This is a genomic window from Desulfoprunum sp., assembly GCF_053613775.1.
Window position 1 is genome coordinate 857,471 of the sequence record NZ_JBSHXH010000004.1, and the last position, 25,921, is coordinate 883,391.

24 protein-coding genes, 1 tRNA gene and 3 pseudogenes are annotated in these 25,921 nt (G+C 52.3%); 12 read left to right on the plus strand and 16 right to left on the minus strand.

Annotated features, from left to right (window positions below):
- Nucleotides 1-28: 28 nt before the first annotated feature.
- The 6 genes from ACWGKN_RS07860 to ACWGKN_RS07885 all read left to right on the plus strand — a co-directional run bounded on the left by ACWGKN_RS07860 (nt 29) and on the right by ACWGKN_RS07885 (nt 6,213).
- On the plus strand, nt 29-1,597 hold the full coding sequence (locus tag ACWGKN_RS07860; protein ID WP_452095009.1) for an AIPR family protein: 1,569 nt from the start codon (nt 29-31) through the stop codon (nt 1,595-1,597).
- A gap of 151 nt (nt 1,598-1,748) precedes the next feature.
- Nucleotides 1,749-2,843, plus strand: a complete 1,095-nt coding sequence (locus tag ACWGKN_RS07865) for a hypothetical protein (protein ID WP_452095010.1) — start codon at nt 1,749-1,751, stop codon at nt 2,841-2,843.
- Nucleotides 2,844-2,874: 31 nt separating this feature from the next.
- Nucleotides 2,875-4,353 (plus strand): GNAT family N-acetyltransferase, encoded by a 1,479-nt coding sequence (locus ACWGKN_RS07870; protein WP_452095011.1) that lies wholly within the window; start codon nt 2,875-2,877, stop codon nt 4,351-4,353.
- Nucleotides 4,343-4,762 (plus strand): ASCH domain-containing protein, encoded by a 420-nt coding sequence (locus ACWGKN_RS07875; protein ID WP_452095012.1) that lies wholly within the window; start codon nt 4,343-4,345, stop codon nt 4,760-4,762. Before ACWGKN_RS07870 ends, ACWGKN_RS07875 begins: the two co-directional genes overlap by 11 nt.
- A gap of 124 nt (nt 4,763-4,886) precedes the next feature.
- Nucleotides 4,887-5,228, plus strand: coding sequence for an NUDIX domain-containing protein (locus tag ACWGKN_RS07880; RefSeq protein WP_452095013.1), 342 nt, complete (start codon nt 4,887-4,889; stop codon nt 5,226-5,228).
- Nucleotides 5,229-5,298: 70 nt separating this feature from the next.
- Nucleotides 5,299-6,213 carry a DUF2971 domain-containing protein gene (locus ACWGKN_RS07885; protein ID WP_452095014.1) on the plus strand — a complete coding sequence of 305 codons (915 nt, stop codon included), beginning with the start codon at nt 5,299-5,301 and terminating at the stop codon, nt 6,211-6,213.
- 95 nt (nt 6,214-6,308) lie between these two features.
- Here ACWGKN_RS07885 and ACWGKN_RS07890 read toward each other — a convergent pair whose 3' ends face one another.
- Together ACWGKN_RS07890 and ACWGKN_RS07895 are read right to left on the minus strand one after the other, a co-directional pair.
- Entirely contained in the window at nt 6,309-7,226 is a 918-nt protein-coding gene (locus ACWGKN_RS07890; RefSeq protein WP_452095015.1) for a reverse transcriptase domain-containing protein, read from the minus strand.
- Nucleotides 7,121-7,465 (minus strand): hypothetical protein, encoded by a 345-nt coding sequence (locus tag ACWGKN_RS07895; protein ID WP_452095336.1) that lies wholly within the window; start codon nt 7,463-7,465, stop codon nt 7,121-7,123. Before ACWGKN_RS07895 ends, ACWGKN_RS07890 begins: the two co-directional genes overlap by 106 nt.
- A gap of 337 nt (nt 7,466-7,802) precedes the next feature.
- Between ACWGKN_RS07895 and ACWGKN_RS07900 the strand changes: the two genes are divergently transcribed.
- Nucleotides 7,803-8,525 (plus strand): hypothetical protein, encoded by a 723-nt coding sequence (locus tag ACWGKN_RS07900; protein WP_452095016.1) that lies wholly within the window; start codon nt 7,803-7,805, stop codon nt 8,523-8,525.
- A gap of 575 nt (nt 8,526-9,100) precedes the next feature.
- Here the strand turns inward: ACWGKN_RS07900 and istB are convergent.
- Nucleotides 9,101-9,754 (minus strand): annotated as a pseudogene (gene istB / locus ACWGKN_RS07905) (IS21-like element helper ATPase IstB); the annotation flags it as partial.
- A 38-nt stretch (nt 9,755-9,792) separates the two neighbouring features.
- Between istB and ACWGKN_RS07910 the strand changes: the two are divergent.
- Both ACWGKN_RS07910 and ACWGKN_RS07915 read left to right on the plus strand, forming a co-directional pair.
- Nucleotides 9,793-11,094: pseudogene (locus ACWGKN_RS07910) on the plus strand (DNA topoisomerase); the annotation flags it as partial.
- A gap of 345 nt (nt 11,095-11,439) precedes the next feature.
- Entirely contained in the window at nt 11,440-11,598 is a 159-nt protein-coding gene (locus ACWGKN_RS07915) for a hypothetical protein (protein WP_452095017.1), read from the plus strand.
- 264 nt (nt 11,599-11,862) lie between these two features.
- Here ACWGKN_RS07915 and ACWGKN_RS07920 read toward each other — a convergent pair whose 3' ends face one another.
- Entirely contained in the window at nt 11,863-12,066 is a 204-nt protein-coding gene (locus ACWGKN_RS07920) for a hypothetical protein (RefSeq protein ID WP_452095018.1), read from the minus strand.
- A gap of 216 nt (nt 12,067-12,282) precedes the next feature.
- Nucleotides 12,283-12,358: transfer RNA gene (locus ACWGKN_RS07925), tRNA-Thr, on the minus strand.
- A 185-nt stretch (nt 12,359-12,543) separates the two neighbouring features.
- Here ACWGKN_RS07925 and ACWGKN_RS07930 point away from each other — a divergent pair.
- Nucleotides 12,544-13,971: a hypothetical protein gene (locus tag ACWGKN_RS07930; RefSeq protein ID WP_424254370.1), complete on the plus strand. Its 1,428-nt coding sequence runs from the start codon at nt 12,544-12,546 to the stop codon at nt 13,969-13,971.
- Between the two features lie 87 nt (nt 13,972-14,058).
- On the plus strand, nt 14,059-14,835 hold the full coding sequence (locus ACWGKN_RS07935) for a septal ring lytic transglycosylase RlpA family protein (RefSeq protein WP_452095019.1): 777 nt from the start codon (nt 14,059-14,061) through the stop codon (nt 14,833-14,835).
- A gap of 4 nt (nt 14,836-14,839) precedes the next feature.
- Here the strand turns inward: ACWGKN_RS07935 and ACWGKN_RS07940 are convergent, their stop codons facing one another.
- The 6 genes from ACWGKN_RS07940 to rpsT form a co-directional block, all read right to left on the minus strand.
- Nucleotides 14,840-15,499, minus strand: coding sequence for a phosphoribosylanthranilate isomerase (locus ACWGKN_RS07940; protein ID WP_035227370.1), 660 nt, complete (start codon nt 15,497-15,499; stop codon nt 14,840-14,842).
- A gap of 27 nt (nt 15,500-15,526) precedes the next feature.
- Nucleotides 15,527-16,297: an indole-3-glycerol phosphate synthase TrpC gene (gene trpC, locus ACWGKN_RS07945; protein WP_035227371.1), complete on the minus strand. Its 771-nt coding sequence runs from the start codon at nt 16,295-16,297 to the stop codon at nt 15,527-15,529.
- 68 nt (nt 16,298-16,365) lie between these two features.
- Nucleotides 16,366-17,415, minus strand: a complete 1,050-nt coding sequence (gene trpD / locus ACWGKN_RS07950; RefSeq protein WP_035227374.1) for an anthranilate phosphoribosyltransferase — start codon at nt 17,413-17,415, stop codon at nt 16,366-16,368.
- 32 nt (nt 17,416-17,447) lie between these two features.
- The gene (locus ACWGKN_RS07955) at nt 17,448-18,053 is read right to left on the minus strand and encodes an anthranilate synthase component II (protein ID WP_035227376.1); all 606 of its coding nucleotides are present in this window, start codon (nt 18,051-18,053) and stop codon (nt 17,448-17,450) included.
- Nucleotides 18,054-18,056: 3 nt separating this feature from the next.
- Nucleotides 18,057-19,559 carry an anthranilate synthase component I gene (gene trpE, locus ACWGKN_RS07960; RefSeq protein ID WP_035227378.1) on the minus strand — a complete coding sequence of 501 codons (1,503 nt, stop codon included), beginning with the start codon at nt 19,557-19,559 and terminating at the stop codon, nt 18,057-18,059.
- Between the two features lie 212 nt (nt 19,560-19,771).
- Entirely contained in the window at nt 19,772-20,044 is a 273-nt protein-coding gene (rpsT, locus tag ACWGKN_RS07965) for a 30S ribosomal protein S20 (protein WP_035227381.1), read from the minus strand.
- A gap of 287 nt (nt 20,045-20,331) precedes the next feature.
- On the opposite strand from rpsT, the gene ACWGKN_RS07970 reads away from it, so the two are divergent.
- Complete coding sequence (locus ACWGKN_RS07970) at nt 20,332-21,429, plus strand: cyclic nucleotide-binding domain-containing protein (RefSeq protein WP_035227382.1); 1,098 nt, start codon at nt 20,332-20,334, stop codon at nt 21,427-21,429.
- Between the two features lie 4 nt (nt 21,430-21,433).
- Here ACWGKN_RS07970 and ACWGKN_RS07975 read toward each other — a convergent pair whose 3' ends face one another.
- The 5 genes and pseudogenes from ACWGKN_RS07975 to ACWGKN_RS07995 all read right to left on the minus strand — a co-directional run bounded on the left by ACWGKN_RS07975 (nt 21,434) and on the right by ACWGKN_RS07995 (nt 25,811).
- Nucleotides 21,434-23,665: a peptidase U32 family protein gene (locus ACWGKN_RS07975; protein WP_052159729.1), complete on the minus strand. Its 2,232-nt coding sequence runs from the start codon at nt 23,663-23,665 to the stop codon at nt 21,434-21,436.
- An 8-nt stretch (nt 23,666-23,673) separates the two neighbouring features.
- Nucleotides 23,674-24,210: a bifunctional pyr operon transcriptional regulator/uracil phosphoribosyltransferase PyrR gene (pyrR, locus tag ACWGKN_RS07980; RefSeq protein WP_424254657.1), complete on the minus strand. Its 537-nt coding sequence runs from the start codon at nt 24,208-24,210 to the stop codon at nt 23,674-23,676.
- Nucleotides 24,207-24,788 carry a phosphoribosylglycinamide formyltransferase gene (purN, locus tag ACWGKN_RS07985; protein WP_035227384.1) on the minus strand — a complete coding sequence of 194 codons (582 nt, stop codon included), beginning with the start codon at nt 24,786-24,788 and terminating at the stop codon, nt 24,207-24,209. Before purN ends, pyrR begins: the two co-directional genes overlap by 4 nt.
- 48 nt (nt 24,789-24,836) lie before the next feature.
- Nucleotides 24,837-25,412: pseudogene (locus tag ACWGKN_RS07990) on the minus strand (IMP cyclohydrolase); the annotation flags it as partial.
- A gap of 6 nt (nt 25,413-25,418) precedes the next feature.
- Nucleotides 25,419-25,811, minus strand: coding sequence for an RNA-binding S4 domain-containing protein (locus ACWGKN_RS07995; protein ID WP_035227388.1), 393 nt, complete (start codon nt 25,809-25,811; stop codon nt 25,419-25,421).
- Between the last annotated feature and the right edge of the window lie 110 nt (nt 25,812-25,921).

The following is a 25,921-nucleotide window of genomic DNA, read 5'->3' on the forward strand; positions in this document are numbered from 1 at the left end:
ACACATATTGCATTACATGCGAATGTTTATGATGTACATTGTACTAGGCGTTTCTGATGAAGAAGCGGAGGACGCTATTACCGATGGAGGAATGGATAGAGGGTGTGACGCTGTTTTTGTCGATGATCGTGGAGGTAGAAATTCTATTCATGTCTTTCAGTTTAAATATGTAAACACCTTTGAGAACACAAAGAAAAACTTCCCAGGAGGTGAAATAGACAAGCTTGTATCATTTTTCGATGATGTCCTCGATGAAAATAAGGACCTTGAAAAAACTTGCAATCCTCTTCTTTGGAATAAAGTAAAGGAGATCTGGGCGTCCTTAAATAAGCCAAATCCTAGTATTGAGGTTCATTTCTGTGGAAACACTGAAAATATGGCTCCAGCAGAATTAGAAAGAGCCAACAATGCACTAGGTAAATACAAATATTTTCATGTCAATCATCATAGTCTCGACACACTTGTTGATCTTTTTGTAGATAAAAAAGCAGTTGCTATCGACAACCAGATACAGGTTGTTGATAAGGATTATTTCGATCGAACAGATGGTAGCATCCGTGGTTTGATATGCACCGTTGAGGCTTCTGAAATTGTAAGAATTATTAGCGATCCAGAAGATCCTGATGTTGTCCAGAAAGAAATTTTCAACGACAACGTTAGAGTTTACCTGAGCAGAACAAACAAAATTAATCGTAAAATTATTGAAACAGCATTGTCAGAAAATAATCCTTTATTTTGGTATCTCAACAATGGAATCACTATTACTTGTGATTCATTTTCTTACCCGAAAGGTAAGCGTGCACCTATAATTGAATTAAAAAATATTCAAATAGTTAATGGTGGCCAGACTTCAAACGCTCTTTTCGAAGCCAGCAAGGTCGATCCTGACAAGCTTGCAGATGTTCTTGTTTTAGTTCGGATTATTGAGACTAAATCACAGCCTGTAAGCTTAGCGATTGCTGAATCTACGAACAGCCAGACACCTATAAAATCAAGAGACCTTCGTTCAAATGACGATACACAGAAAAAAATTGAAGAAGCCTTTGAGGGTATGGGACTATTTTACGAAAGAAAAGAAAAACAGTACTCCAATAAATCTAAAGCCCACCGTGTTGATGCTCTTACTGCTGGACAAGCTCATTTAGCTTACGGGTTGGAATTACCAGAGGTTGCAAAAAAAGATAGAGGTAGAATTTTTTCTGACCTATATGATCAAGTATTTAGTGAAGATCTCTTGGTTGATGAACTTCTTGTTTCGCTTCGTTTGCTATCAAAAATTGAGAGTGAAAAACGCAAGATCCAAGAGAGCATTCGAAATCAAGCTGATTTTGATGCATCCAAAATATTCTTAATTGATGGTGCTTACCATGTTTTATTTGCAATTGGGCACATCGCGGACAAAATGAGCATCTCAAGACTTGATTTGGAGGTTGCAATAAATTTGATACCGACTGCAATCGATCTAATATCTGATATGGTAGCTGTTGAGCAAGAAACCGATGCATCATTTTCGTTCAATAGATATTTCAAGGATTCAAAAACAAAGACAAAAATAGCAGCTCGTATTGAGAATCATAATTTTGCTTTGCAACCATGAACGTTTTAGGAACCTGATACAGAATTCCAACAATGAGCAAATAAATGCTCCAGAAAAGCTGGTGATTTTACCGTTACAAAAAGTCAACATAACTCTGATCAACCTGCAGTGGAAATATCTTGACTGGCAATGAAATCTGTCGGAGGAATCGATGAATAGTCTGGCAATTTGGTATAAAGGCTGCGAACCTGAAAAAGAAATAGATGTTCATTTAAATTTATGGAAGTTACCTTCGACTGAAAGAGAAGGTCGCTTCCTCGATATCGGACTAAATTTACATAATTCCACATCGATTGATGAAATATTTATCTATATTCCCTTTGCAGCTAATTCTAAAAATATTTATGACTTGGGCAGGACTATAGGGTCAAGCTCTCCGAGGCTACTAACCGCGATATTTAACGAGGATTACCGTATTACTGCTTCAACTAGCTCTGATTACTTCCCTGTAAAAGACAAGCATGACAATGAAGTATTCAATGTCTATGCAATGGACGAAACAAACTATAAATTAGAAGAAAAACATAATGGTACGATTATAAAAATTACACTTCCGCAGGCAGTAATCCGCCAAAAGAAGACTTATTTACGGTTTAGAATAACTGGCCCAAACTTAACTCACTTTAGTCGAATTGAAAGAGATGTGTCATCAATACTCAGTAATGCTTTTAATAAAAATGAGATATTAGATTTTCGTGTAAATTCTGCCAGACATTTACCAAATAAACTACTTGAAGAGATTGCCCAAGATAAAACTTTTAATATCAAAAAGATTCATTTCTTTTATATTTGTAGTTATTGCGAGGATTACACATTATCACATCAACCATTTCATTCCGTTCGTAAATTAGAAGATGGGGTTTGGGGTGATTACATTCAAGTAACCGAAAATTTGCGCAATTTAAACCCCAAAGAGACATTTATCGCATATCATTGGAAAGACAAGGAAACTGACAGCAAAAAAGTTGATGACTTTAACGTTTTCCTGAAAACTAACTTTAGGGATAAAAATTGGACAACAATCGGAAAGTACATGCTGTATTTGATTTTGTTTGCAGTTTGCACAGGCCTCCTCTCCAACTACATCTTTTCTAAAATTCAAAATTTTAAAGTCCAAACCGAAACTGTTAATAATAAACTTGGTATGTCCAAAAAGAAAAAGAGCGTTCAACTGGAGGAGGTATTGTCTTGGAAAAATTCTGGAGAAGTTGATGCATCTGCTGCGAAACCTGGTGCAAAGGAATAAACGCTTATCTTGGGTCTTAGGTTGTTAAAGTATGCGATTTCTGCTTGATACCAATATCCTCATCCCACTTGAGGATTCACAAAGACCGCTTTCCGAAAGTCTTGCTAATTTTGTTCGGCTAGCCAATGAAAATGGTCATCAGCTTGTTTATCATCCGTCAAGCGAAGATGATATTAATAGGGACACTGATACTGCAAGGAGAAATCAAACTTTAGAAAGGTTGCGACAGTACTCTCGACTGGAGACCTCTGCCCTTTGCCCATGGAATACCCCTGGCACATCTCTTAATGATATTGCTGACAATGAGATTCTTTACGCATTAAATTGTGCCGCAGCTCACGCTTTGGTCACCGAAGATCAAGGGATACATAGAAAGGCTAGGTGGTTGGGGCTTTCAGATAGTGTTTACACCATCCAAACAGCAGAGGATTGGTTGCGGCGGTTGTATGAGCGGACCTCTGTACGTCTACCGAATATTGAGAATGTACATTTATATAACCTTACCCCCTCACTTGGAGATAGTTTCTTTGACAGTCTTCGCATAGGCTACCCCGAGTTTGACGAGTGGTTCCGTAGAAAGGCTCGGGAAAACAATAAAGCCTGGATTGTCCGTCATGGTGCCGATATTGATGCAATATGTATATATACCCAACAGGATAATGAGACCATAACAGAGGAAGGATTAACACTGCCTGGCCCAGCATTAAAACTAAGTACTTTTAAAGTCGGGTCTGCTGTGCGAGGAAGAAAGATTGGTGAGTTATTCCTAAAAGCTGCATTTAGATATTCAACCATTAATCATATTGAAAATATTTTTATACATGGCCACGAGGGAGAGCAGCAATTTTTATTTGAAATGCTGATCGACTTTGGTTTTCAGAGGGTGGGAACACACCCCGGTTCAGGAGGAAGGGATGTTGTTTACTTAAAGAGGCACCCGCTGACCCCCCCGCCAAATGGACTTAACCCATTTGAATATGCACTAAAATATTTTCCACATTTTCGTCACGATGGCTTTACAAAGAAATATATAGTTCCAATTAAACCACGTTATCATAAAATACTATTTCCTGACTATGATTCCCCGGCCGATAGACAGCTTTCCTTATTTTCTTCTGTTTCTCGAAATGACGTAGGGAATGCTATTAAACTTGCCTATCTTTGTCATTCGCAAAGACAAAGGATTAGTCCGGGGGACATTGTGTTGTTTTACCGATCAACGGATGAAAAGGCTTTGACAAGCATTGGTGTGGTAGAAAGCTATGATACGATGCAAGACCCTGATATTATTGCTCGTAGAGTAAAGCGGAGGACAGTATATTCAATGGAGGAAATTCAAGCGATGGCAACTCGACCAACTAGGGTTATGTTATTCCGTTTGGTTGACCATTTCAACCATCCATTATCAATAGATTGGTTGGTGGCAAGAGGTTTTCTTAATAGCCATCCGCAAAGTATTACTCAGATAAATGATAACGCTTTTGAGGTCGTTTTAGCAAATGGAAGATAGAGCGGTATTAATTTCTATAAACCCTGAGTATGCGGAGAAGATTCTCTCTGGAGAAAAGAAGCTAGAATTTAGGCGAAGTTGGGGAGAGAATCAAGTCAAACATATGGTAATCTACGCAACTTCACCACATCAGAAGATTGTAGCTGTCGCTGAAATTAAGGAAGTGCATAGGGGTAGCCGACAACACTTCTGGAAACTGGCAAAAGAAAAGGGGGGAGGGATCAGCAGAAGAAGACTGTTTAACTACCTAAAGGGCTCTAAAAATCCTGTAGCAATTGAACTAACCAATGTCAGAAAATTGGAAAAAGGGTTAGACCCGAAAATTGTATTTGGTGTTAATTTTCGGCCACCCCAATCATTCAACTATCTTAATAAAGAATATATGAACCGTATTAATAATATGCTTTAATGGATAGACAAAGCCTACTGAAACGGGAAGTATACAGATTCGCTTTTTGCATTATCCCATAGTTAAGATATCTCCTATTTATTTATCTTTTAATGATTACTTAGAATTCGGATAATAAACCAACATGAAACACTTTGGTGATGTAGTTTGCGCAATAATTGAACAAGATGACTACTTCTTAATAGTTCAACGCCCGCCTGGACACCCTCTTGAATTAAAATGCGAATTCCCTGAGAGTAAGGTTGCACCAGGCGAGTCTGCAGAGAATGCAATTAAGCGTGAAATTTTCGAAGAGCTTAATGCTGTCATCAAAATTGAAACTTCCCTTAGTCCTTATGAGCACTCATACGAGCACCTCTCTCTAAACCTCATCCCATTTTGCTGTTCTATCTTTGAGGGCTCTCCCGAACCTCTCGAACATCACGCAAATACTCAGATTAGCCAGTTAGAAATTGCCTTGCATTGATATTTTGAGGATATCAATAAAGGTGGGCGGCTGGATATATCCTGAAAACTAGATAATAAATTGTTAAGATATGAATAAAAATATATATAAATATTCTAGTCCTGACATCATAGATAAGATGTTTACTGATGAATTGGTAAATCTCAAATGTACTTTTCCCAAAGATTATAATGACCCATATGAATTATTTTTAAGTATCAATCCTCATGGTATTGATCTCAAATACATAGCCTATTATCAAGAAATTTTATCAGATATACCACAGTTACCTACCACATGCTTTTCCCATAGTCCTATTGTCGTTCCAATGTGGGCACATTACGCAAGAGATCATTCTGGTTTCGTTATTGAGGTAGATGAAGAAAAACTTGCTGCCGCATTTCCTGAATCTACAATTCAAGATATAGCTTATAGTGCGCAGACAGGTACTGTAGATTTGGAGGTTGTTAAGTATGCTTGTATCACAGCTAAACCGCGCCATACTTATCGTGTAATTCACATGGCTTTTAACAATGCATATTTTACAAAAAATGAGTGTTGGGGCTACGAAAAAGAAAGAAGAGTTGTTCTAAATAAAGGAATAGTTCTTGGAGCCGACAATATCATGTTGATGCAAATACCTAGTAACATAATTTCTTCAATCATTCTTGGGCCAAAAGCAAATAGCACACTAATTAACAATGCCAATTCAATATCCAAGAACATTGGCTGCAAATTGTATCGCATGGCAGTCGGAAGAAGTTCATGCATTCCATATTTCTTTAATAAAGAAAATAAATCTTATGTATTTGATGGTGAAAAAATATCACCATCTGAGAGATTTTGCATTGACTGTAAAGAACCAATATATGAGGCAAGCACTATAAATAAATGTCATTGGTGTTCAGTAGATGAAGTTTTGCAATATTATGCATCCTCAAGAAATCCTTTAAGAATGCTACACAATATTGGCATGCTAGAAGATTATATAAATATGGGGAAATAATTGAATTTATAAATCTTAATCGGGTAGCCGGGGGAATCTCTCCCCCAGCCCCCCACACCGCCTGGCATGAGTCCGCACCAGGCGGTTCCCAAGAGCTACCGAGCCGTAGCCGTGTAATGGATGTTTACCCACAGATCTTTGACAGACAGCAAACCTTGACACTTGAGCCATTGATTGGTCATGCCCGACTGGGTGGCCAGCGTATGTGAGAGTCTCCAGGGGCCCTTTCGGCTCATGCCGGCCGATATAGCTGTGCGCAGGAAAGTTCCGAGCTTTGTCAGCTCGAGAACCTTGGTGCGGCAGTAGCGCCATTGCTTCCAATAGCACATGCGTACCCTGCGGCGCAGCCAATGGTCAATTTCTGGGATAGGTGCGTAGTACTCGGATATCCCGAAATAGCCCATCCAGCCGCGCAGATATTCAGCCAGTTTTGTGAAACGGAATTCCATGAAAACGCCCCAACTCCGACCGGTCAGCTCCTTCAGCCGTTGCTTGAACTTGGCAAAGGCCTTGTCCGACCAGCGAATGCTGACTCCATTAAAGGCAAAACCGAGAAAGGTGATCTCATTGGTATGAGCCACCTTGCTCTTTTCCTGATTGAACTTGAGTTTGAGCTTTTGTTCGAGGAACAGAGTGATGCTTGGACTCTTCACCAAAATGACAAAGTCGTCGGCGTAGCGGGCGAAACGATGGTTGCGAGTTGCGGCCCTCCAGCTCCTTGTCAAGATATCATCCAGGAGGATATTACTCAGCAGGGGTGAAAGCGGATCACCGTGAGGAACGCCCCTTCGGCTTTCCTCACGGCGGCCGTTGACCATCACGCCGGTCCGCAGATACTTGCCGATCAGTTTGAGGACGCGCTTATCGCGCACCTTTTTGCTGCCCCGGCACATAAGGAAGTCATGCTTCACGGTGTCGAAGAATTTCGCCAGGTCGGCGTCATCAGCCACACGGTATCCCTTGCGGATATAGTCGCGCACTTGGTAAACGGCATCATGAGCCGAGAGGCCCATCCGGAAACCGAAGCCCGCTTCCGAAAAATCCGATCGAAGATCGGAAACAGTACCTGGGCAATGGCTTGTTGGATCAAGCGGTCAAGCACGGTGGGAATCCCAAGGGGACGCGTGCCTCCAGTTGCTTTAGGGATCTCCACCCTTTTGACCGGCATAGGTTTATAAATGCCTGCAAAGATGGATGAACGGGTCTCTATCCAGTGCTCATGAGCAAAGGCCATGAAGTCGTCAATCGGCATGTTGTCTACGCCCGGCGCCCCACGATTGGCCTTGACCCGTTTCCAAGCCTGACTCAGATTTTAGCAATTTTTTCAAGAGTATTTTTCGAAATTGGTACACAGCCTTAATTTCTTAGGCTAACAAGTCAAAGAGCCTGAGTTTGTGGACATAGGACAACATGCAACACTCCCTGCAAATCGAGGTGATATACAGATCAGCAGAATTCGTTGTTGGAACCAAATACAAGATGATGGAGACCAAATGAAACCCGGATGGACGAAGGAAAGCTGTATCAGTCTGATAAGGCTTATGAAAACCAGATGGACGAAGGAAAGCTGTATAAGTCTGATAACGGTTATGAAAACCGGATGGACGAAGGAAAGCTGCATCAGTCTGATAACGCTTATTGTCTATATAGCTGGTGCAGTGATTGCCGGCATGGCTCTCAATGTCTATATCAATCAGGCAGAAGAACTGAAAAAGCAAAGCAAAATTCAGATAGAGTTATCACTGAGAACCGCAGAAAACGCCGTCTATGAAATGACAGCAAAAGAGGAATACTTGATGGCATTCTTTGCAGATCCTCCCGATAAAGATTTCTCTTTTGCCGACGCCCAAAAATACGTCAATCTCTTTCTGGAAAAGAACAGTTTTGATGGTTGGAATAATGCTGAAGAGCTTCTAAACCGCTTATATGATCCAAACGATAATTTTCATGACCCAAACAAGGTCAGGCTGCGTAAGGCGTTCGATCTAGCCGAACATTTACTTTATCTGCTGCAAGATGCTCATTCTTCCTATCAGGCAAATATTCTCTGTGAAGCACAATATGAGACTTGGATAGCCTATGTAGATGACATGGGGTTTAACCCCCTATTCCTAGCGGCTCTGTATTTTGGCCATTCAAGCGGATACATATCGAAAGACTTTGCCATCCATATTAAAGAACGTTTACTACGAAATGATGTTAATAAACAATCAGCTGGTATCATTTACAAAAAACTGCTGCAAGAAGATTGGATCGATGGACTTGGTAAGAGAGGATATAACGACCATATGAAAATCAGTTCCAAGAATTAGGTACACTATTTCCTTTTTATGAAATTGTCCAACATCTATATGGCCTCCTGTTGTCAAGAATTAACTTCCCAAAAAGATAGGAAAAAGAGAAAACGAACACAATAATTCCATCTCAGAAAACAGATTTCTTGACAAACGATTCGTAGGTTCCGGCTTGCGTCTACAGTCGTGGATTTCAGCGCGTTCCGGTAACGCGTCTGCACCAAACATCTAACGGGATTAACTGATTCGCCAAAAAGGCTCTTTGACAATCAGCGTGCTGCCGTCCGGCTGCATCAGATGTATATCGAACCCTTGTCCCGGCGCAGTCAAAACAAGCGGATTGATTGATTGTGGCGACCATCCAGTTAGGGTGTCACTCGGGCAAGGGGCAGAACACGACCATCACTCCGCAAAATATCTGTATGGTGATTTGGAGTTGGAAGGTGCCGCCAATCAAGACCCCTGAACTTCGGGCATCGTTGTTAATGGCAAAGGAAAAATGTACCAGTTATGGCAATCCAAAAGTGTACCACCCTTGTAAAGGGGAATAGCCCCGAAGGGGCCCACCCTGGCCTCGTAAAAGTTGTACAATTTTACTGAACCGGATTATCCGGTTGATTTTTAATCTGTTCCTTGAAAATTAGTTTAGCCAGCCAATGGCCTCTGAGCCGATAGCTGTGGCCCCTGATATTGACCACCTTGCTGTGATGCAACAGTCGGTCGAGGATAGCGGTGGCTATCACCGGATCACCGAACAGCCCCTGCCAGTCGCCGAAGCTTTTGTTGGAGGTGACGATGGTCGAGTTCCGCTCGTAGGGATGGGAGACGAACTGGAAAAGCAGATACGCCTCCTGGGTGGTTACCGGCAGATAGCCGACCTCGTCAACCACCACCAGGCTGGAACGGAGATAGGCCTTCTGTCTGGTCGCCCCCTCCTTGAGTTTTTTGATCAAGGTGTCCATGGTGGTGAAGTAGACCTTGAAACCATGGTGACAGGCCTTGATGGCCAGGGATATGGCGAGATGGGTCTTGCCGACTCCCGGAGGACCGAGGAACAGCACGTTTTCTTTTCTGGAGATGAAGGTCAGGTCGAACAGTTCCATGACCGCCCCCCGATCCAGATGGGGATTAAAGGAGAAATCGTATTCCTCGATGGTCTTCGCCGCCGGCAAGCCCGCGGTTTTCATCGCGGTCTGGATGCGTCGTCCTTCCTTGACCGCCACTTCTTCCTCGAGCAGATGATCAAGGAAACCGAGGTAGGAGGTCTTGTGGGAAAGAGAGCAAGGAGCAACCGCCGCAGCTCTTCGAGCTTACCACCCTGCAGCGCGAGGTCAACAAGCAGCACGGCCTGTCGGCGGCCGACACCCTCGCCGCCGCCCAGACTCTGTATGAGGCCAAACTCGTTACCTATCCCCGAACCGATTCGCGTTATCTCAGCAAAGATATGAAAACGAGCGTTCCCCGGATCATGGAACAGCTCATGGCCATCCGGGCCGAACAGATCGCGCCGCTCAACCTCGCCAAACTGCCGTTCACCACCCGAATCATCGACGACACCAAGGTCACCGACCATCACGCCATCATCCCCACCGGCGTCAGGCCGCGTAACCTGGGCGTCAATGACCAGCTCGTCTATGACGCAATCACCACCCAGTTCATCGCCGCCTTCTATCCCGTCTGCATCAAACAGGTGACCACGGTTGACGGCGTCAGCCGGCAGGTACAATTTCAGGCCAAAGGAACGCAGATTATTGAGCCAGGCTGGACCATCCTCTTCCCGAAAAAGAAGCTGAGCCAGGAAGCTGCCGACGACCAGGCCCTGCCGGCCTTCAGCAAAGGGGAAAGCGGCCCGCATGAGCCGTCCCTGCGCGAAGGCAGGACCAAACCTCCCGGTCACTTCACCGAAAACTCGCTGCTCGGCGCCATGGAGGCCGCCGGCAGGTTTGTCGAAGACGACACCCTGCGTGAGGCGCTGAAAGAACGCGGCATCGGCACGCCCGCCACCCGTGCCGCCATCATCGAAACCCTGCTCCGCCGCGGCTATATCCAGCGCGAGAAAAAACAACTGCGCTGCACCGACATGGGCCGCTGCCTGATCGCCCTCATCCAGGACCCCCTGCTCAAATCGCCGGAGATGACTGGCGAGTGGGAGGAAAAACTTAAAAAAATCGAGCGCAGCCAACTCGCCCCCGATATCTTCATGGCCGGGATCAGCGGCTACATCCGCAGCCTGATCGAGCACAGCTCCGCCCGGCGGCTTGACCCCGCACGCTGGGGCAGCTGCCCGCTCTGCGGCAAGGAGGTTATCAAGGGGAAACGGGCCTACGGCTGCTCCGGCTGGCAGGAAGGTTGTCCCTTTGTGCTTGCAACGGAGCACAAAGGGGTGACGCTTACGCCCAGGCAGATCCAGACCCTGCTGCAACTGCGCATCCTGCCGCAGCCGGTCAGGATCGATGACGAGCCGCGCATCATCATCCTCTCCACCCAGGGTCTGATCATGGACCTGCGGCTGCCCTCCGCCGACCGGCAAAAAAACCTCGTCAGGGAAGATCGTCCTGCCAAGTCCCAGGTCAGCAAGAACGACTAGCTGACATCCACCACCTCCCTCCCGATTTTCCGGCTCCAGACTGTCTACATGGCGTACGGTTCTCTTTTCTCTGCCTTCCTGCATGCTGACACTAAGGCCTCGATTGTCGGCTTGTTTGCCAAAATTGAGGTTACCACGCTGGTTACCCCGGAAAAGGCGGAGAAGATCTCAGAAGGCCTTTGCAACGTAGCGCGCCACGCAACGCGGCGGGCAACGCTGAAAAGAGGATAGTGCAAAAATTGGTAGCGTCTCGGTTAGCGGCAAAAGAAACATAACCATACAGCTACCCTCTCACCAACACATATCGAGTTTGAGCAGTTCTGAAAAGCAGGTATAGACATCTCAATGAGTAATCGATGCGTTGGGGCCACCGGCAATGAGAAAGGCACCGACCAGGCCATCATCACCCAGGGTGCCGAACAGTGTGATGGCAATGGATCGGACGACAACTTGGTGCGGCGCCGGCGGGCGAACCGTAAAGGAATCCTGAACAGTTGGAAGTAGAAGCTTCTGGTGGTGAGTTGTTAAGGAATCCTTTACAACTGAAACTTGGAGAGTCGTCTAAAATCAACCAACAGTCAATCAATATTAAATAGGAAAAACAGCAATATACGTAAGATCTTCAGCTAAATTCTTCTGCTAAGTCGTCTAAATCAAATGAGGTTAGCAATAAACCAGCTGATCCCTTTGCCGACAATAAAGTCTTCATCACGGCAACCAGGAAGACCGCCACGGGCAGAATTACGACCATTGCACAGTATTCGGAAGCTACAGTAGCGCTGGTTCTCTCCATGCTCTGATCCAGTCGAGGACGGCAAAATACCTTTCAATCCTTTCCCCATCTGGCGGGTTGTACATCTCCACCATTATTGCGATGGCTGCGGGTCTGTCCAGATCCATCACTTCATAAATCGAGTAGTCGCCATAGAGATCATGGACAGCATCGATCAATTCCTCAAGCTCTTCCTTCATATCCTCCCCCTTGGATGGAATCGAGAAGGATACCAGCGATTCTGACAGATCGATTACAGTAGGCCCCTGGCAAGAAGCCGACCATATGATGACCCGATTTTGGGTTGTCCGCCGGCGGAGAGCGAAAAAACTTCATAGGGTATTTTTTTCCAGGGTAGCACCGGGGTAGCACCAAAAAAAAGAGGTCACATCGTGTTGATGTAACCTCTTGATATTTGGAGCCAATATGCGGAATCGAACCGCAGACCTACTGATTACGAATCAGTTGCTCTACCAGCTGAGCTATATTGGCCTATGATAGTGACGCCTATATAGCAGGTAACGATTGAAAATTCAACCTTTATGAAATATAACAAAAGTCTCGGCAGTAGAGGTCTTCGTGTTATTTTTTTTAAACACATCGGAAACTTATTCAATTCATCCAAATCCACTCACCACTTGTCGAACGCCAACCGGATCACCTTGACGCTGTCCCTGATGGGTGTTGCACTCCTGCTGATCAGCAGCGGCGAGGCCTTCTCTGCCTCCGTTAACGCCAAGGGCTGCATTGTCTGCCATGCCGTCAGACTGGACCGCAACCATTCCCTGGCCTGCACCACCTGCCACAGGGGCAACGACAGCACCGGAGAAAAAAGCGAGGCACATGCCAACCTGATCGCCCAGCCGGCCCACCCGGAGGCGATGGCCGCGACCTGCGGTCCATGCCATCCCCGCCAGGTCGATGGAATCGGCGCAGCATCCCATTTTACTCTGAAAAATCTCGTCAACCTCGTTCGCCGTGCCTTTGGCGCCACGACTGATCTGCAGTCGATGGTCGAGATCCCCGAATCCGACTCCCCCAGGGATGCGCTGGCCCTCGCCGACGATCTCCTCCGCCGCCGTTGCCTGCGCTGCCATCTCTACTACAAGGGCGACGATTACCCGGCCGTCACCCACGGCACCGGCTGTGCCGCCTGCCATCTCGAGTTTCAAAACGGCAGGCTGGCGTCACACGCATTTCTGGCCGCGCCGGGCGACAGGCAATGCCTCTCATGCCATTACGGCAACAGGGTCGGCTTCGACTTCCATGGCCGGTTCGAGCACGACCTGAACGTCGAATATCGCACCCCGTACACAACAAAGGATGAACACTTTCGCCCTTTTGGCGTCGAGTATCATGAACTGGCGGCGGATATCCATCAACAGCGCGGTCTCGTCTGTATCGATTGTCACCCCGGCAGTCAATTGATGGCGGCTGGAAAACCCGGCCCTTCCTGTGCCGACTGTCATGACGCCGATCTCCTCGACAAAAACCTGCCCGACCGGGTCCGTAAATCAGGCCCCGGATACATATTTCTTGCCGGCACAGAGAGAAAGCAGCACACCCTGCCGATCATGACCGATCCGGCCCATGCAACGCACGGCGGGAAGATCTCCTGCCAGGTATGCCATGCCCAGTGGAGTTTTGCCGATTCCGGCAAGCATCTCCTGCGTTCGGATTACGACGAGTTTGACCAATGGGACAGGCTGACTACCCAGGGAAGTTCTGAGGTAACAAAACTTCTTGAAAATAATATAGATTTTTCGAAAAATGAAATTATTCCGGCCATGAAGGACAAAATTTACTTCAGAGATCGGCCAGGAGTATGGTATAAGGGATATGGTATGCGGCGTTGGGAGACAATCTTCCTTGAAAAAAATGAGAAAGGTGAGATCTCCGTAGTCCGGCCGCTGCTTGATTATTTTCTTTCCTGGCAGGATGGGAACGGGCTGGTTCATATTGATTCCCATCCATCGGAGGCCGGCAATAACGGTCTCCACCGCTACACCCCGCACACGACAGGAAAAGCCGGGTTGTTTTACCGGCAACGTCTCGAAAACCTCCATTTCGCTGAAGCCGCAAAGGAGAACAAGCAGGGGGACTGAGAAGCAACAGTCCTTATAATCATTCAACATCACATACGACTGCCGCCTATGATCAGTTGCACAACAACGACCACCAGCAGCCGCTCCATGCCCGGAGTTTCTGACGACACCACCTCGAAAGGGGCCGCCACTCTCCACCGTCTCGCGCTCTTTGTTTTTTTCCTGTTTCTTCTGACTGCCCGCCCACCCGGATCGGCTGTCGCCTCATATGACAGGAACTCGCATTCCAAGTCAGCATTCTCCTTGGATCAGAAGGGTCTGCGAACTCATTCTGCGAAGGACGGCTACTCCGAAACCGGTCTCGCCTCCTGGTATGGCAAATCTTTCCAGGGAAAACGCACTTCGAGCGGCGAACGTTTCGATATGCATTCAATGACCGCCGCGCACAAAGAGCTGCCGATGAACACTCTGTTAAAGGTGAAAAACCTGGAAAACGGCAGGGAAACAATCGTGCGCGTCAATGACAGAGGACCGTATTCCGGCAAACGGATCATCGATCTGAGCCATTCCGCCGCCAAGACCTTGAAACTGGCTAGAAAAGGGACAGCCAAGGTCGAGATCACGGTCCTCAATGCGTCCGAACAGAACAAGGCGGATGACCTGCAGATTGAGGGAGATTCCAGCCACCCCTCAAATGCGTTCTATGTCCAGGTAGCCGCCTTCACCAACGAATCGAACGCCAAGCGCATGCTGGAACGATTCACCGAGAGTGGCCAGACTGCCATCATCCGCCAGGTCAACGGCCGAAAATCGACCATCTACAGGGTGCTGATCGCCGCCGGCAACGACCGTGACAAGGCACTCGTCACGGAACAGAGAATGCGGGACAGGGGATACAGAAAGGCATTGGTCGTCGTACGATAGCCTGTCAGCCGATTCTGGCGAGATCCACTTTCCAGACCGCATCCAGCAGCAATCTCAGTTTGTCGTAGTCCTTCAGACCGGGACGGATCTCCACGCCCGAATTGACATCAATGGCAAAGGGGCGCACTGTGTCGATTGCCTCGGCCACGTTTTCCGGGGTCAGTCCACCGGCGAGGATTATCGGCCGCTGCAACGTCAGGGATTCAATCATATCCCAATTGAAGGTGCTTCCGGTCCCCCCGGCCTGTTCTGCAACATAGGTGTCGAGCAGGAATCCCTGAACCACATCTTGATAGGGTTGGAAATCTTCAGGTGTTGCGCTGTCATTGATCCTGAATGCCTTGATCAACTTACAGGGCGACGCGGCGTACGCCAGCTGGCTGCAGTATTCGGGCGTTTCGCTGCCATGCAGCTGCACGTAGGAAAGACCGCAGTAATCGACAATTTCCTGGACTTCGACGTTATCCCGGTCGATAAATACCCCGACCAGATCAACAAAGGGTGAGATGTTTGCCGCGATCTCCTTGGCCTTTTCCGGCTCGATGTATCGCGGACTTTCTTCCACAAAGATAAATCCAAGGGCGTCGACTCCCGCCCGTATGCCCTCCTCCGCATCTTCCATGTTTGTAATTCCGCACATTTTTATGCGCGTTCGCCGGTGCATCACTCCTCCATTTTCATATTTATCGTATTACCGCAGCCCCCGGAGTACGTCCCCGGGAGATCCGGCCCGCATCAAGGTCTCACCGATGAGGGCGGCAGTCACTCCTGCCTCCGCCAATCGTTTGATATCCTCTTGATCCCGCAGGCCCGACTCGCTGACGACGGGGATATCCGTCGGGATCATCTTTTTCAGGCGGAAGGTGGTATTGATATCCACCGAGAAATCTTTCAGGTTCCGGTTGTTGATGCCGATCAGCCGACTGTCGGCGGCAAGTGCCATCTCGACTTCCCTCTCGTCGTGGACCTCGACCAGGACGTCCATCCCGAGCTCACCGGCGCAGACCTGGTACTCCCTGAGCTGATACGGGGCGAGAATCGCCACGATCAACAGGATGGCATCAGCCCCATGCATTGCGGCCTCCCGGATCTGCAGCTCGTCGATGATGAAATCCTTGCGCAGGACCGGCAGGCTTACCGCTTCGCGAACCTGCATCAGGTAGAGCAGGCTGCCCTGGAAAAATCGACTGTCGGTCAGCACCGAAATCGCCTGCGCCCCGGATTTCTGGTAATTGCCGGCGATCCGCACCGGGTCGAAGTCTTCGCAGATGACCCCCTTGGAGGGGGATGCCTTTTTCACCTCGGCGATGATCGAGACCCCCGGATACTCCACCAGGGCCTTGCGGAACCCGCGCGGCGGGTCGAACTTTTCCCCCAGCCAGGAAGGCGGCAATGCGATCCCGGCATTTTTCAGCCGCGCAATCTCGAGACGTTTCTGTGCTACTATTCTATCTAATATCATTATCCTGATCACGGCTCAAATACTGCAGCCGAAAAAGCCCTGCCGATTTGCCGGGTACCCCGGGTTTGCTACGCCTTCTGCGCATCGAATGCGGCGCAGAATTGAACCAGTTCATCGAGCTTGGCCACCGCCTTGCCGGAATCGATGATCTCGGCCGCCTTGGCGATACCTTCGGCGATGGTGGATGTCATCCCCGCCGCCATGAAGGCCGCGCCGCTGTTGAGCAGGACCATGTCCCGTTTCGGACCCTGCCGCCCGGTGAGGATGGACCGCATGTCGACCGCCGCCAGCTGCGGGGTCGCCGCCCCGGCCAGCTCCTCGAGCCGGGCCCGCTTGAGCCCCAACTCCTCCGGGGCAACGGTATAGGTGTGCACCCTGCCGTCCGCCACTTCCGATATTCTGGTCGTCCCGGTCACCGTCAGTTCATCGAGATTGCCCTCGCCATAGACGACCAGCGACCGTTTCGTTCCCAGCCGCAGCAGAACATTGGCGACGAGTTCGGTCAATCCGGCATCGAAGACGCCGAGCACCTGGACGTTGGCCCCGGCGGGGTTGGTCATCGGTCCGAGGATATTGAAGATCGACCGGATGCCGATCTCCCGGCGCGGGCCGATGGCATACTTCATCGCCTTGTGCAGGGCCGGAGCGAAAAGGAAACCGATACCGACGGTGCGAACGCATTGTCCGATCTGATCGGGGGGCAGATTGAGATTGACCCCGGCGGCCTCGAGGACGTCGGCGCTGCCGCAACGCGACGAAACCGCCCGATTTCCATGCTTGGCGACCGGAATACCGGCCGCGGCAACGACAAAGGACGAAGTCGTCGAGACATTGAAGGTGCCCGAACAGTCGCCTCCGGTGCCGACGATGTCCACCAGGACCTCGCCTTGTGCGGTCGCCACGCCCGTATCGATCGGCGTCGCCTTTTCCCGCATGACCCGGACGGCGCCGGTGATCTCCTCGACCGTCTCCCCTTTCATCCGCAATGCGGTGATGAAGGAGCCGATCTGGGCTGGAGTGGCATCGCCGCTCATGATCACCAGCATCACCTCGTACATGTCCTTTTCCGAGAGATCGTGACCGATCACCAGCTGACCTATCGCTTCCTGTATCTTCATCTGTTCAACCTCTTCTACTGGATTACCGCGAATCAGCCCATTACCAGCCGCTGATAATCGGGGCTCATGAAATTCTGCAGGAGCCGGATCCCGGCCGGGGTCATGATCGATTCCGGGTGGAACTGCACTCCCTCCACCGGCAAGGTCTTGTGGCGGATCGCCATCAATTCCCCCTCGTCGGTCCTCGCCGTGATGGCCAGACAGTCGGGCAGCGTCTCCTCGTCAACGATCAGTGAATGATAGCGCATGCCGGCGAAGGGATTGGGCAGGCCGGCGAAGATCCCCTTGCCGTCATGATGGATCGGGCTGGTCTTGCCATGCATGATCCGCCGCGCCCGGACGGTCCGACCGCCAAAGGCCTCGCCCATCGACTGGTGGCCCAGGCAGACGCCCAGGACCGGCAGCTTGTCGCTGAAGTAGCGGATGGCCGCAATCGATATTCCGGCCTCCTGCGGCGAACAGGGCCCGGGCGAAACCAGCAGCCGGTCCGGCCGCATCGCCTCGATCTCGGCGATGCTGATCCTGTCGTTGCGATAGACCCGGATATCCGCCTCCCTCCCCTCCTTCCGGGCGTTGCCGGCGATGGTCTGAACGATATTGTAGGTGAAGGAATCGTAATTATCGATAATGACCAGCATCGTCTAAAATCCTCTTTCGACGAGTTCCACTGCCCGGCGCAGTCCCATGGATTTATTGATGGTCTCCTCGAATTCCCGCGCCGGGTCGGAATCGGCGACGATCCCGGCGCCGGCCTGAATCCAGAGATTTCTGCCCTGCATGATGAAGGTCCGGATCGTGATGCAGAAATCCATGTTCCCGGAAAAACCGAAGTAGCCGACTGAACCGGCATACGGTCCCCGCCTGTCGGGTTCGAGTTCGTCGATGATCTCCATCGCCCGGATCTTCGGGGCGCCGCTGACGGTGCCGGCCGGAAAACAGGCGGAGATGACGTCGAACTGGTCCAGCCCCGGTCGGATCTCACCGTGCACTCCCGACACGATGTGCATGACATGGCTGTAGCGTTCGATCACCAGCAGGTCCCGGACCTCGACCGACCCGTCCCTGGCGACCCGGCCGACGTCATTGCGGCCGAGATCGACCAGCATCAGGTGCTCGGCACGCTCCTTCGGGTCGGCAAGCAGTTCCTGCTCCAGCCGCTGGTCCTCTTCCATGGTCGCCCCGCGCGGCCGGGTACCGGCGATCGGCCGCAGTTCGATCATCCGGTCTTCCTTGCGGACCAGGATCTCGGGCGAGGAACCGATCTGAACGAGATCGCCGAATTTCAGGAAGAAGAGGTACGGACTGGGGTTGATATGACGCAGGGCCCGATAGAGTACGGTCGGTTCGATCTCGGTTTCGGTGTGGAATCTCTGGGACAGCACGACCTGGATGATATCGCCGGCGACGATATAGTCCTTCGCCCGCTCGACCATCGCCCGGAACCTCTCCGGCTCCATGTTCGAGGTGAAGACATGGGGATTGGGGAAGCCGCGCATGCTGTCATGGGCCGCCGCCGGCACCGGTCCCTTCAGAATGGCGATGATGTCCTCGATCCGCCGCACCGCGTCGTTATACAGAGCGGTTCCGTCAACCCCTTCCTCCGTCCTGACCCAGCAGACCACCGTCACGGTCTGCCGCACGCTGTCATGGACCAGGACGATGCGCGGCACCATGAAGGCCGACTCCGGAAGATCGAGACTGGGCCTCGAGTCGGGAAGTTCCTCCATGAACCGCACCATATCGTAGCCGAGAAAACCGACGGCGCCGCCACAGAATTTGGGCAGGCCATCAATCTCGGCGGCGGCGAGTCGCTTGACCAGGGCCCTGATCGCCTGCAGGGGATTGGTCTGCAACCGCTCCTCTTCCCTCTTCCCGCCGTGAACTTCGGTTATGCGAACCTCGTCCCGCCTGGATTCGAAGGTAACGAGCGGATCGAAGCCGATGAAGGAATATCGTCCCCATTTTTCTCCGCCTTCCATGCTCTCGAACAGAAAGATATGGCTATGGGCGTCGGCTATTTTGGCAAACAGGGTGAGAGGGGTATCGAGATCGGCGATGATCTCGGTGCAGACCGGAATGAGTTTTGAGGTTGCAAGATATCCGGCAAAACTCTGCGGCGGAGGGTAGTAGGCTCGCTGGGACATGGTTTAAAAATATCTTAGAAACTTCAATGCACTACAGAAAGGAATCAATGATAATTCAGGAAGAATACCAGCTATCGATCCCTGTTGTCCAGCATCTTCACCGCCGGACAATGAAAAAAGGACCATGGAATCGAGGGATTCCATGGTCCTTGTGCTGTTCATGCGAGCGCCGCCGACCCGGCTATGGCTCGACGAACGACAGAAACGGCGGATCAGGCTGCCGATCCGACCTTGTTGACACTTACGGTCAGACGGGAAATCTTGCGTGAAGCCGCATTCTTATGAATGGTGCCCTTCGACGCCGTCTTGGCAATGACCGGTATGGCGAGCCGCAGGGCCTCTTTGGCCGCATCCTCGGCCCCGGTTGCCACTGCCTCGTTCACCTTGCGGATTGCGTTCTTCATCTGCGACTTGTTGGTCCTGTTGCGCAGACGACGGGCCTGGGACTGCCGATTCCTTTTTTCAGCCGATTTATGATTTGCCACGAATTAATTCCTCCTGTTGATGACACTCGTATATGGCACCGAATTCTCGGTTGGATAGGTTGTCTGAAACTCAACTCCAGACCTGTATTTCCATCGCAAAAAGAAAGGAATGTTTACTGGATCCGGAAGATAAAGTCAACAAATACCCTTAGCACAGGATGTTTTTCCCCGCAAGGAGAAAAAAATTCCATCAATTGACACAGTCAGTGATGATCGGATAACGTATCCATCATGAACAAACAGTCTCACCCTTCTTTTCCCCACATCTGAAATTTTCAGGACGTCACATGGGCTTTCCAAAAGTGGTCTTCAAAATAATAGAATGCCGGAGTTGTCCGCTCTATGAGTACAACGACAGTTTCCAACTGACGGGAATCGCCATCCCGATCAATAATGACGCCGAGAACACCTTCATCACCACCGCCATCATCAGCTTCCCGATAAATAAAAAGGTATGCAAGATCCTGTACGGTGATCTGAGCAGGATCATCATCCAGTACGAACGGGGCGACAAGATCCCGGTCTGCATGATCGGCTGCAGCGGCTGCACCGGTTCGATCAAACTCGAGCACACCAGGGACGGTGATATGGCGGCCGCCTATGACCCCGACGGCTATTCCAACGAGCTTGCCTCCATGATGCACGTCCTCAGCGGCTTCGCCTTCTTCAAGAACATCGACGATAAACACCTCGACAACGTCATCCAGTTCTTCAAGCTGAGCAAATACGACAAGGGAATCATCATCAGGAAAGGCGATCCGGGCGAGAATTTTTATATCATCGTCTCCGGGGTCGTCAACGTCCTCAATGACGCCGGGATCAAGATCGCGACGCTCGGCAAGGGTGATGTCTTCGGCGAAATGAGCCTGATCTGCAACGAGGTCGTCAGTGCCACCATCCAGGTAGTGGAACCGACGTCGATCCTCTACATCGACCGCCATGATTTCCGGAAGATCCTTGAGCACTATCCGGGCACCCAGCTCTATTTCTCCCGCCTGATGGCCGAACGCCTCAATAAATCGAATAAGATCAGGTCCGAGGACCTTTCATCGGGAATGACCGGCAACCTTTCGGAGATCCCTGCGGAGGCACTGTTCCAGACCCTGAACATGAACAGCAAGACCGGCATCCTCACCATCAGCCAGCTGACCAAGGGGACCGCCAGGTTCTCGTTCCGGCAAGGGAGTCTGATCAAGGCCAAGTATGCCGAGTACGTCGGCGATGTGGCGTTCTACCAGATCCTGAAGGAACAGTCGGGCTGGTTCCGCTTCACCCCGGGGATCCCGTCCGAGGATTTTGAAACGCCGGAAATCGGTTTCTTCATGAAACTGCTGATGGAAGGCATGCGCCGTCTCGATGAGGGGCGCGGCAGGAAGACCAATTAGCGGCCTACTCGAGCCGGCCGAGATAGTTGAAGGTCGGCAGTCTGGTGTGACGGCCGGTTCCGGTCAGCCGTTCCTGCAGCTCCTTGAGCAGCCGGCTGTCCGCCTGCTCGCCGCGGATATCGACGATGGCATGGTCGAGCCCCAGGGCCTTGAGTTCCGCCAGATAGGGCAGCAGCGAAAACGGACGGGGCGAATGGGTCTCGGTGTACCCCTCCTTCTTCCGGATGACCAGGGATTCGCCTTTCGGGCTGAGCAGGGGCCGGTCGTAAGTGAAATGGGGGGCGGCAAGGCGGGCGGTGAACAACGGCGGCGAGCCGTAGACCGTCAACCCCAGCCGCGGGCCGCGTCGCTCCCCTTCCCTGCCTGCCCCCCCCGTCATCTTCCTGCATCCCTGGATCAGTTCGGTAAGGCTCTGCCGATCGGTCTCGATACACAGCTGCACCGATTCCAGTCCCATCGCCGCCATCGCGGCAACCGCCTGGCTGTTCAGCAGGTTGAGGGTATAGTCGCCATGCAGATGCACCCGCTCGCCGGCGAAGAAGTCGATCTGGCCGATATGACTGATCTGGAACGATTTGAAGCCGGATCGCAGCAGGTTGCCGATCTGTTTATGGACCCTCGTCAGATCCAGTTCCTGGATCACCGGGGGCAGTCCCCAGATCACATCCCGGGCGCGGTTGCCCAGCAGTCGCCGGATCTGACCCGCCTGGCTGACCAGCCCCTTGTCGAAGGACAGCAGGAACCGATCCGGTGCAAACGGCAGCCTGGTCTGCAATACCTTGAACGAATCGGTCTGCAGCCACCATTCGAGCGCGGTCCTGCCGGCCGGTCCGCCCTTGCCGCGGCGCGCCGGAACCGGAGCGCCCGGCGTCCGTCGCTCGCCCCTGCCGCGCCGATCATCGGTTTTGGACTCATCATAGTCCCAGACCCGCCGCGCGATATCCCCTATCCTGCGGACCACCTTCGGCCGATAGCCGGCAAGAGCGGTCTTCACCTCGGCGACGGCCAGTCTTGGCATCGCCGCCGCTCCGCCCCCGGCCGTATCGACCTTGTAGAGATCGAGATGCTGCCCCTGCTGAGGAGTGCAGGCCGCCGGCAGGGCAACGCGGACCGTCGTGGCCGCCTCGGCCGCCTCGACCGCCAGGCGGTCGAGGTACAGCTCCTTAACGGTAAAGGCCAGCCTTTCCCCTGAAGGTTCGAGATGGAGCCGGAGCCGGTCGCCCACCGCCAGATCCTCTTTCAAGGTCACCGTGCAGTACCGTCCTTCTCCAATCGCCTTGATCTTTTCCGCCCGCCCCAGATGCAGGCCGATATTGCCGGAATGATGGGGGGTGATGGCCTCCTGCGGCTGGGGCGAGAAAAAATAGCCGGGGGTGACCTTGCGGCTCATCGCCCGCCGCACCCTCGCCCCCGCCTCGATCAGGACGGTTTCGAGCTCCGGGGGCGCTGCGTCGATGACCATGCGGTAGGCCCCGACCACGGTATGGACGTAGTGGGCCGACCGCAGCCGTCCTTCGATCTTCAGCGCGGCGATGCCGATCTCCCGCAGGGCCGGGACGGCCTCCAGGCCGGAGAGATCATTCATTGAAAAAAGGTAGGACCCGCCTTTCCCCCCGCTCCCGCCTTTGCCTTTCCCGGTTGATGTATAGGCCCGCCGGCAGGGCTGGACGCAGCGGCCGCGCAGGCCGCTCTTGCCGCCGAGAAAGGATGAGAACAGACAGAGCCCGGAATAGGAGAAGCACATCGCGCCGTGGATGAAGACCTCGAGCTCGACCTCGGTCCGGGCCCGGATAGCGGCAATCTCCCTGACCGTCAGTTCGCGGGCCAGGACCACCCGTTCACAGCCGAGACCGGCCAGGGCACTGACTGCCGGCGAATTATGGGCCGTCATCAGGGTCGAGGCGTGGAGGCGCAGTTGCGGAAAATAGCGACGGATCAGCCGGATCAGTCCCAGATCCTGGACGATCAGGGCATCCGGCATGAGGAACTCGAGCTGAGCCAGCGTCTCGACGACAAGAGGCAATTCGCGCTCGAGAATAAGGCTGTTGGCGGCGACATAGAGCTTTTTGCCGCGGTCGCGGCAGAAGCGGATCATCGCCCCGATCTCTTCCAGTCGGAGGTCACGGGCGAGGTTTCGGGCATTGAATCCCGGAGCGCCGACATAGACGGCATCGGCGCCGGCCTCGATTGCCGCGTGGAAGGTTTCGATGGTGCCCGCCGGGGCCAGGAGTTCCATAACCGGGATCAGCTCTCGATCACGACTTCATCCCGGCCGCCATGCTCGTCGAGCCGGACCTGGATCCGCTGGTTCGGCAGGACGGTGGTGCACATCCCGGTGAAATCGGGCTGGATCGGCAGCTCCCGGCCGCCGCGGTCGACCAGCACCGCCAGCTGGACGGTATGGGGGCGGCCGAAATCCATGATCGCATCCATCGCCGCCCGGATCGTCCGCCCGGAAAAGATGACATCGTCGACCAGTACCAGGTTGGCATTGTCGACATCGAAGCGGATATCGGTCGTCCGGACCACCGGATTCTGGTTGATCAGGCTCCAGTCGTCGCGATAGAGGTTGATGTCGAGACTGCCGGCCGGGATATCCCGACCGGTCTGCTGGCGCAGGATGGCGCCGATCCGCTCGGCCAGATAGACGCCGCAGGTATGGATGCCGACGATCGCCATATCGACGAGATCGGTATTTTTTTCCAGGATCTGCAGGGCGATCCGCTTCAACGCCAGATCGATCTCCTGGCGGTTCATGATGACACGTGTTTCGCCTTTCACTTTCCCACCCGCCTCCAGAAATAATCCACGCCCCTGGCATCGACCAGGTTGATCGCCTCGGGAAAGGCCTCGCACTCGATGGCAAAGACCCTGGCGGCGATATCGTCGATGCTGTCCCGATCGTCGAGGGCGACGCACTTCTGCAGGATAATCGGCCCCTCGTCGTAGCGTTCGTCGGCAAAATGGACGGTGCAGCCGCTGACCGTGCAGCCCCGGTCCTTGACCGCCTGGTGCACATGGTGGCCGTAGTAGCCGGGGCCGCAGAAGGACGGGATCAGCGAGGGATGGATATTGATCACCGATCGGGCGAGCTGCGGGGGCGGCGCATAGAGCTTGAGGTACCCGGCCAGGCAGACGATATCGACATCATAGCGGGCCAGGATCCGGTTCGTGGTCTCGCTGTCATCGGCATGGAAGGCGGGATAGCCGTAGCGTTCGGCCTTGTCCAGACCGAGGGCGGTGGGAACGTTGGAGACTACCACCTGGATCGCACCGGCCATGCTGCCGTTGCGGCTCCGTTCGTGAAAATTGTCCAGGGTCCGGCCACTGCCGGAGAGCAGGACTGCCATCTTCAGCATCGTTCATTCTCCTGCGAAATAGGCGTTGCGGTCGACGTCGATCCGGTTCAGCCACCTGGAGATGGCGGTATCGTAGCGCGAGGTGAGGTCGAAGACCTTGACCGCGAGGCGAAACCGGGTCTTCAGGGTGGTGTTGCCGGTGGCGGTGATCTCGGCCAGCACCTGGGGGTAATCGGCCGGGTCGACGATGACGGTGACATCCTGAAAATTCTTGGCCGAGGCCCTCAGCAGGGTCGGGCCGCCGATATCGATATTCTCGATGGCATCGGCAAGGCTGCATCGGGGATCGGCGACGGTCTTCTCGAAGGCGTAGAGATTGACGGCGACGAGGTCGATATTCTTCAGGCCGTGTTCGGCACACTGCCGCTGGTGCGCGGCGTTGGCCCGCTGGTTGAGGATGCCGCCATGGACCTTGGGGTGGAGGGTCTTGACCCGGCCGTCGAGCATCTCCGGGAAACCGGTGAACTCCGCCACATCGGTCACCGTGATGCCGGCCGACCGGATCTTATGGGCCGTCCCGCCGGTGGAAAGTATCTCGATCCCCAGTCGGGCCAGTTCCGCCGCGAAGTGTTCGATCCCCGACTTGTCGGTCAGGCTGATCAAGGCTCTCTCTATCCTGCGCATCTGTTTTCAATCCTTTCGTATGAATGATTTGATCTTGCGGCGGTCGCGCTTGTCCGGCCGCCTTGGCGGGGTCATGCCGCCGGCATGGAGGAGCCGTCGCATCTCCCGCTCCTCTTCCCTCCTGCGGACACTCTCCTCTCTCTCCTCGTACAGGAGCCTCGCCTCACTGGCCGGCCTCCGGGTCCCGGAAACGGCCAGCACCGTGACCCGGAATTCCTCGTGACCGGTGTTGATGATCAGCTCGTCGCCGACGGCGACGTTTTTCGCCGCCCTGGTCCGGGCATCGTTGTAACGGACCTTGCCGCCGTTGACGGCGTGGGTGGCCATCGACCGGGTCTTGAAAAACCGGGCGGCCCAGAGCCATTTGTCTAACCGGACAGCGGAGAGGGCGGATTCCATCGAGGCACCTTGGCACCAATTGTTGTCTGTGGAGGAAGAGAGGTAGACTACACTGATTCAACTGGAAGCGCATGGAAAAATACAGGAGTCCAACCATTCGGAAAAGCCCC

Excerpts from the sequence above, each read along its gene's own strand:
- ACWGKN_RS07860 (WP_452095009.1), top strand. The coding sequence starts at position 29 with ATGATGTACATTGTACTAGGCGTTTCTGATGAAGAAGCGGAGGACGCT.
- ACWGKN_RS07865 (WP_452095010.1), top strand. The coding sequence starts at position 1,749 with ATGAATAGTCTGGCAATTTGGTATAAAGGCTGCGAACCTGAAAAAGAA.
- ACWGKN_RS07870 (WP_452095011.1), top strand. The coding sequence starts at position 2,875 with ATGCGATTTCTGCTTGATACCAATATCCTCATCCCACTTGAGGATTCA.
- ACWGKN_RS07875 (WP_452095012.1), top strand. The coding sequence starts at position 4,343 with ATGGAAGATAGAGCGGTATTAATTTCTATAAACCCTGAGTATGCGGAG.
- ACWGKN_RS07880 (WP_452095013.1), top strand. The coding sequence starts at position 4,887 with ATGAAACACTTTGGTGATGTAGTTTGCGCAATAATTGAACAAGATGAC.
- ACWGKN_RS07885 (WP_452095014.1), top strand. The coding sequence starts at position 5,299 with ATGAATAAAAATATATATAAATATTCTAGTCCTGACATCATAGATAAG.
- ACWGKN_RS07890 (WP_452095015.1), bottom strand. The coding sequence starts at position 7,226 with ATGGGCCTCTCGGCTCATGATGCCGTTTACCAAGTGCGCGACTATATC.
- ACWGKN_RS07895 (WP_452095336.1), bottom strand. The coding sequence starts at position 7,465 with ATGCCGATTGACGACTTCATGGCCTTTGCTCATGAGCACTGGATAGAG.
- ACWGKN_RS07900 (WP_452095016.1), top strand. The coding sequence starts at position 7,803 with ATGAAAACCGGATGGACGAAGGAAAGCTGCATCAGTCTGATAACGCTT.
- ACWGKN_RS07915 (WP_452095017.1), top strand. The coding sequence starts at position 11,440 with ATGAGTAATCGATGCGTTGGGGCCACCGGCAATGAGAAAGGCACCGAC.
- ACWGKN_RS07920 (WP_452095018.1), bottom strand. The coding sequence starts at position 12,066 with ATGAAGGAAGAGCTTGAGGAATTGATCGATGCTGTCCATGATCTCTAT.
- ACWGKN_RS07930 (WP_424254370.1), top strand. The coding sequence starts at position 12,544 with ATGGGTGTTGCACTCCTGCTGATCAGCAGCGGCGAGGCCTTCTCTGCC.
- ACWGKN_RS07935 (WP_452095019.1), top strand. The coding sequence starts at position 14,059 with ATGCCCGGAGTTTCTGACGACACCACCTCGAAAGGGGCCGCCACTCTC.
- ACWGKN_RS07940 (WP_035227370.1), bottom strand. The coding sequence starts at position 15,499 with ATGCACCGGCGAACGCGCATAAAAATGTGCGGAATTACAAACATGGAA.
- trpC (WP_035227371.1), bottom strand. The coding sequence starts at position 16,297 with ATGATATTAGATAGAATAGTAGCACAGAAACGTCTCGAGATTGCGCGG.
- trpD (WP_035227374.1), bottom strand. The coding sequence starts at position 17,415 with ATGAAGATACAGGAAGCGATAGGTCAGCTGGTGATCGGTCACGATCTC.
- ACWGKN_RS07955 (WP_035227376.1), bottom strand. The coding sequence starts at position 18,053 with ATGCTGGTCATTATCGATAATTACGATTCCTTCACCTACAATATCGTT.
- trpE (WP_035227378.1), bottom strand. The coding sequence starts at position 19,559 with ATGTCCCAGCGAGCCTACTACCCTCCGCCGCAGAGTTTTGCCGGATAT.
- ACWGKN_RS07970 (WP_035227382.1), top strand. The coding sequence starts at position 20,332 with ATGGGCTTTCCAAAAGTGGTCTTCAAAATAATAGAATGCCGGAGTTGT.
- ACWGKN_RS07975 (WP_052159729.1), bottom strand. The coding sequence starts at position 23,665 with ATGGAACTCCTGGCCCCGGCGGGCACCATCGAAACCTTCCACGCGGCA.
- purN (WP_035227384.1), bottom strand. The coding sequence starts at position 24,788 with ATGCTGAAGATGGCAGTCCTGCTCTCCGGCAGTGGCCGGACCCTGGAC.
- ACWGKN_RS07995 (WP_035227388.1), bottom strand. The coding sequence starts at position 25,811 with ATGGAATCCGCCCTCTCCGCTGTCCGGTTAGACAAATGGCTCTGGGCC.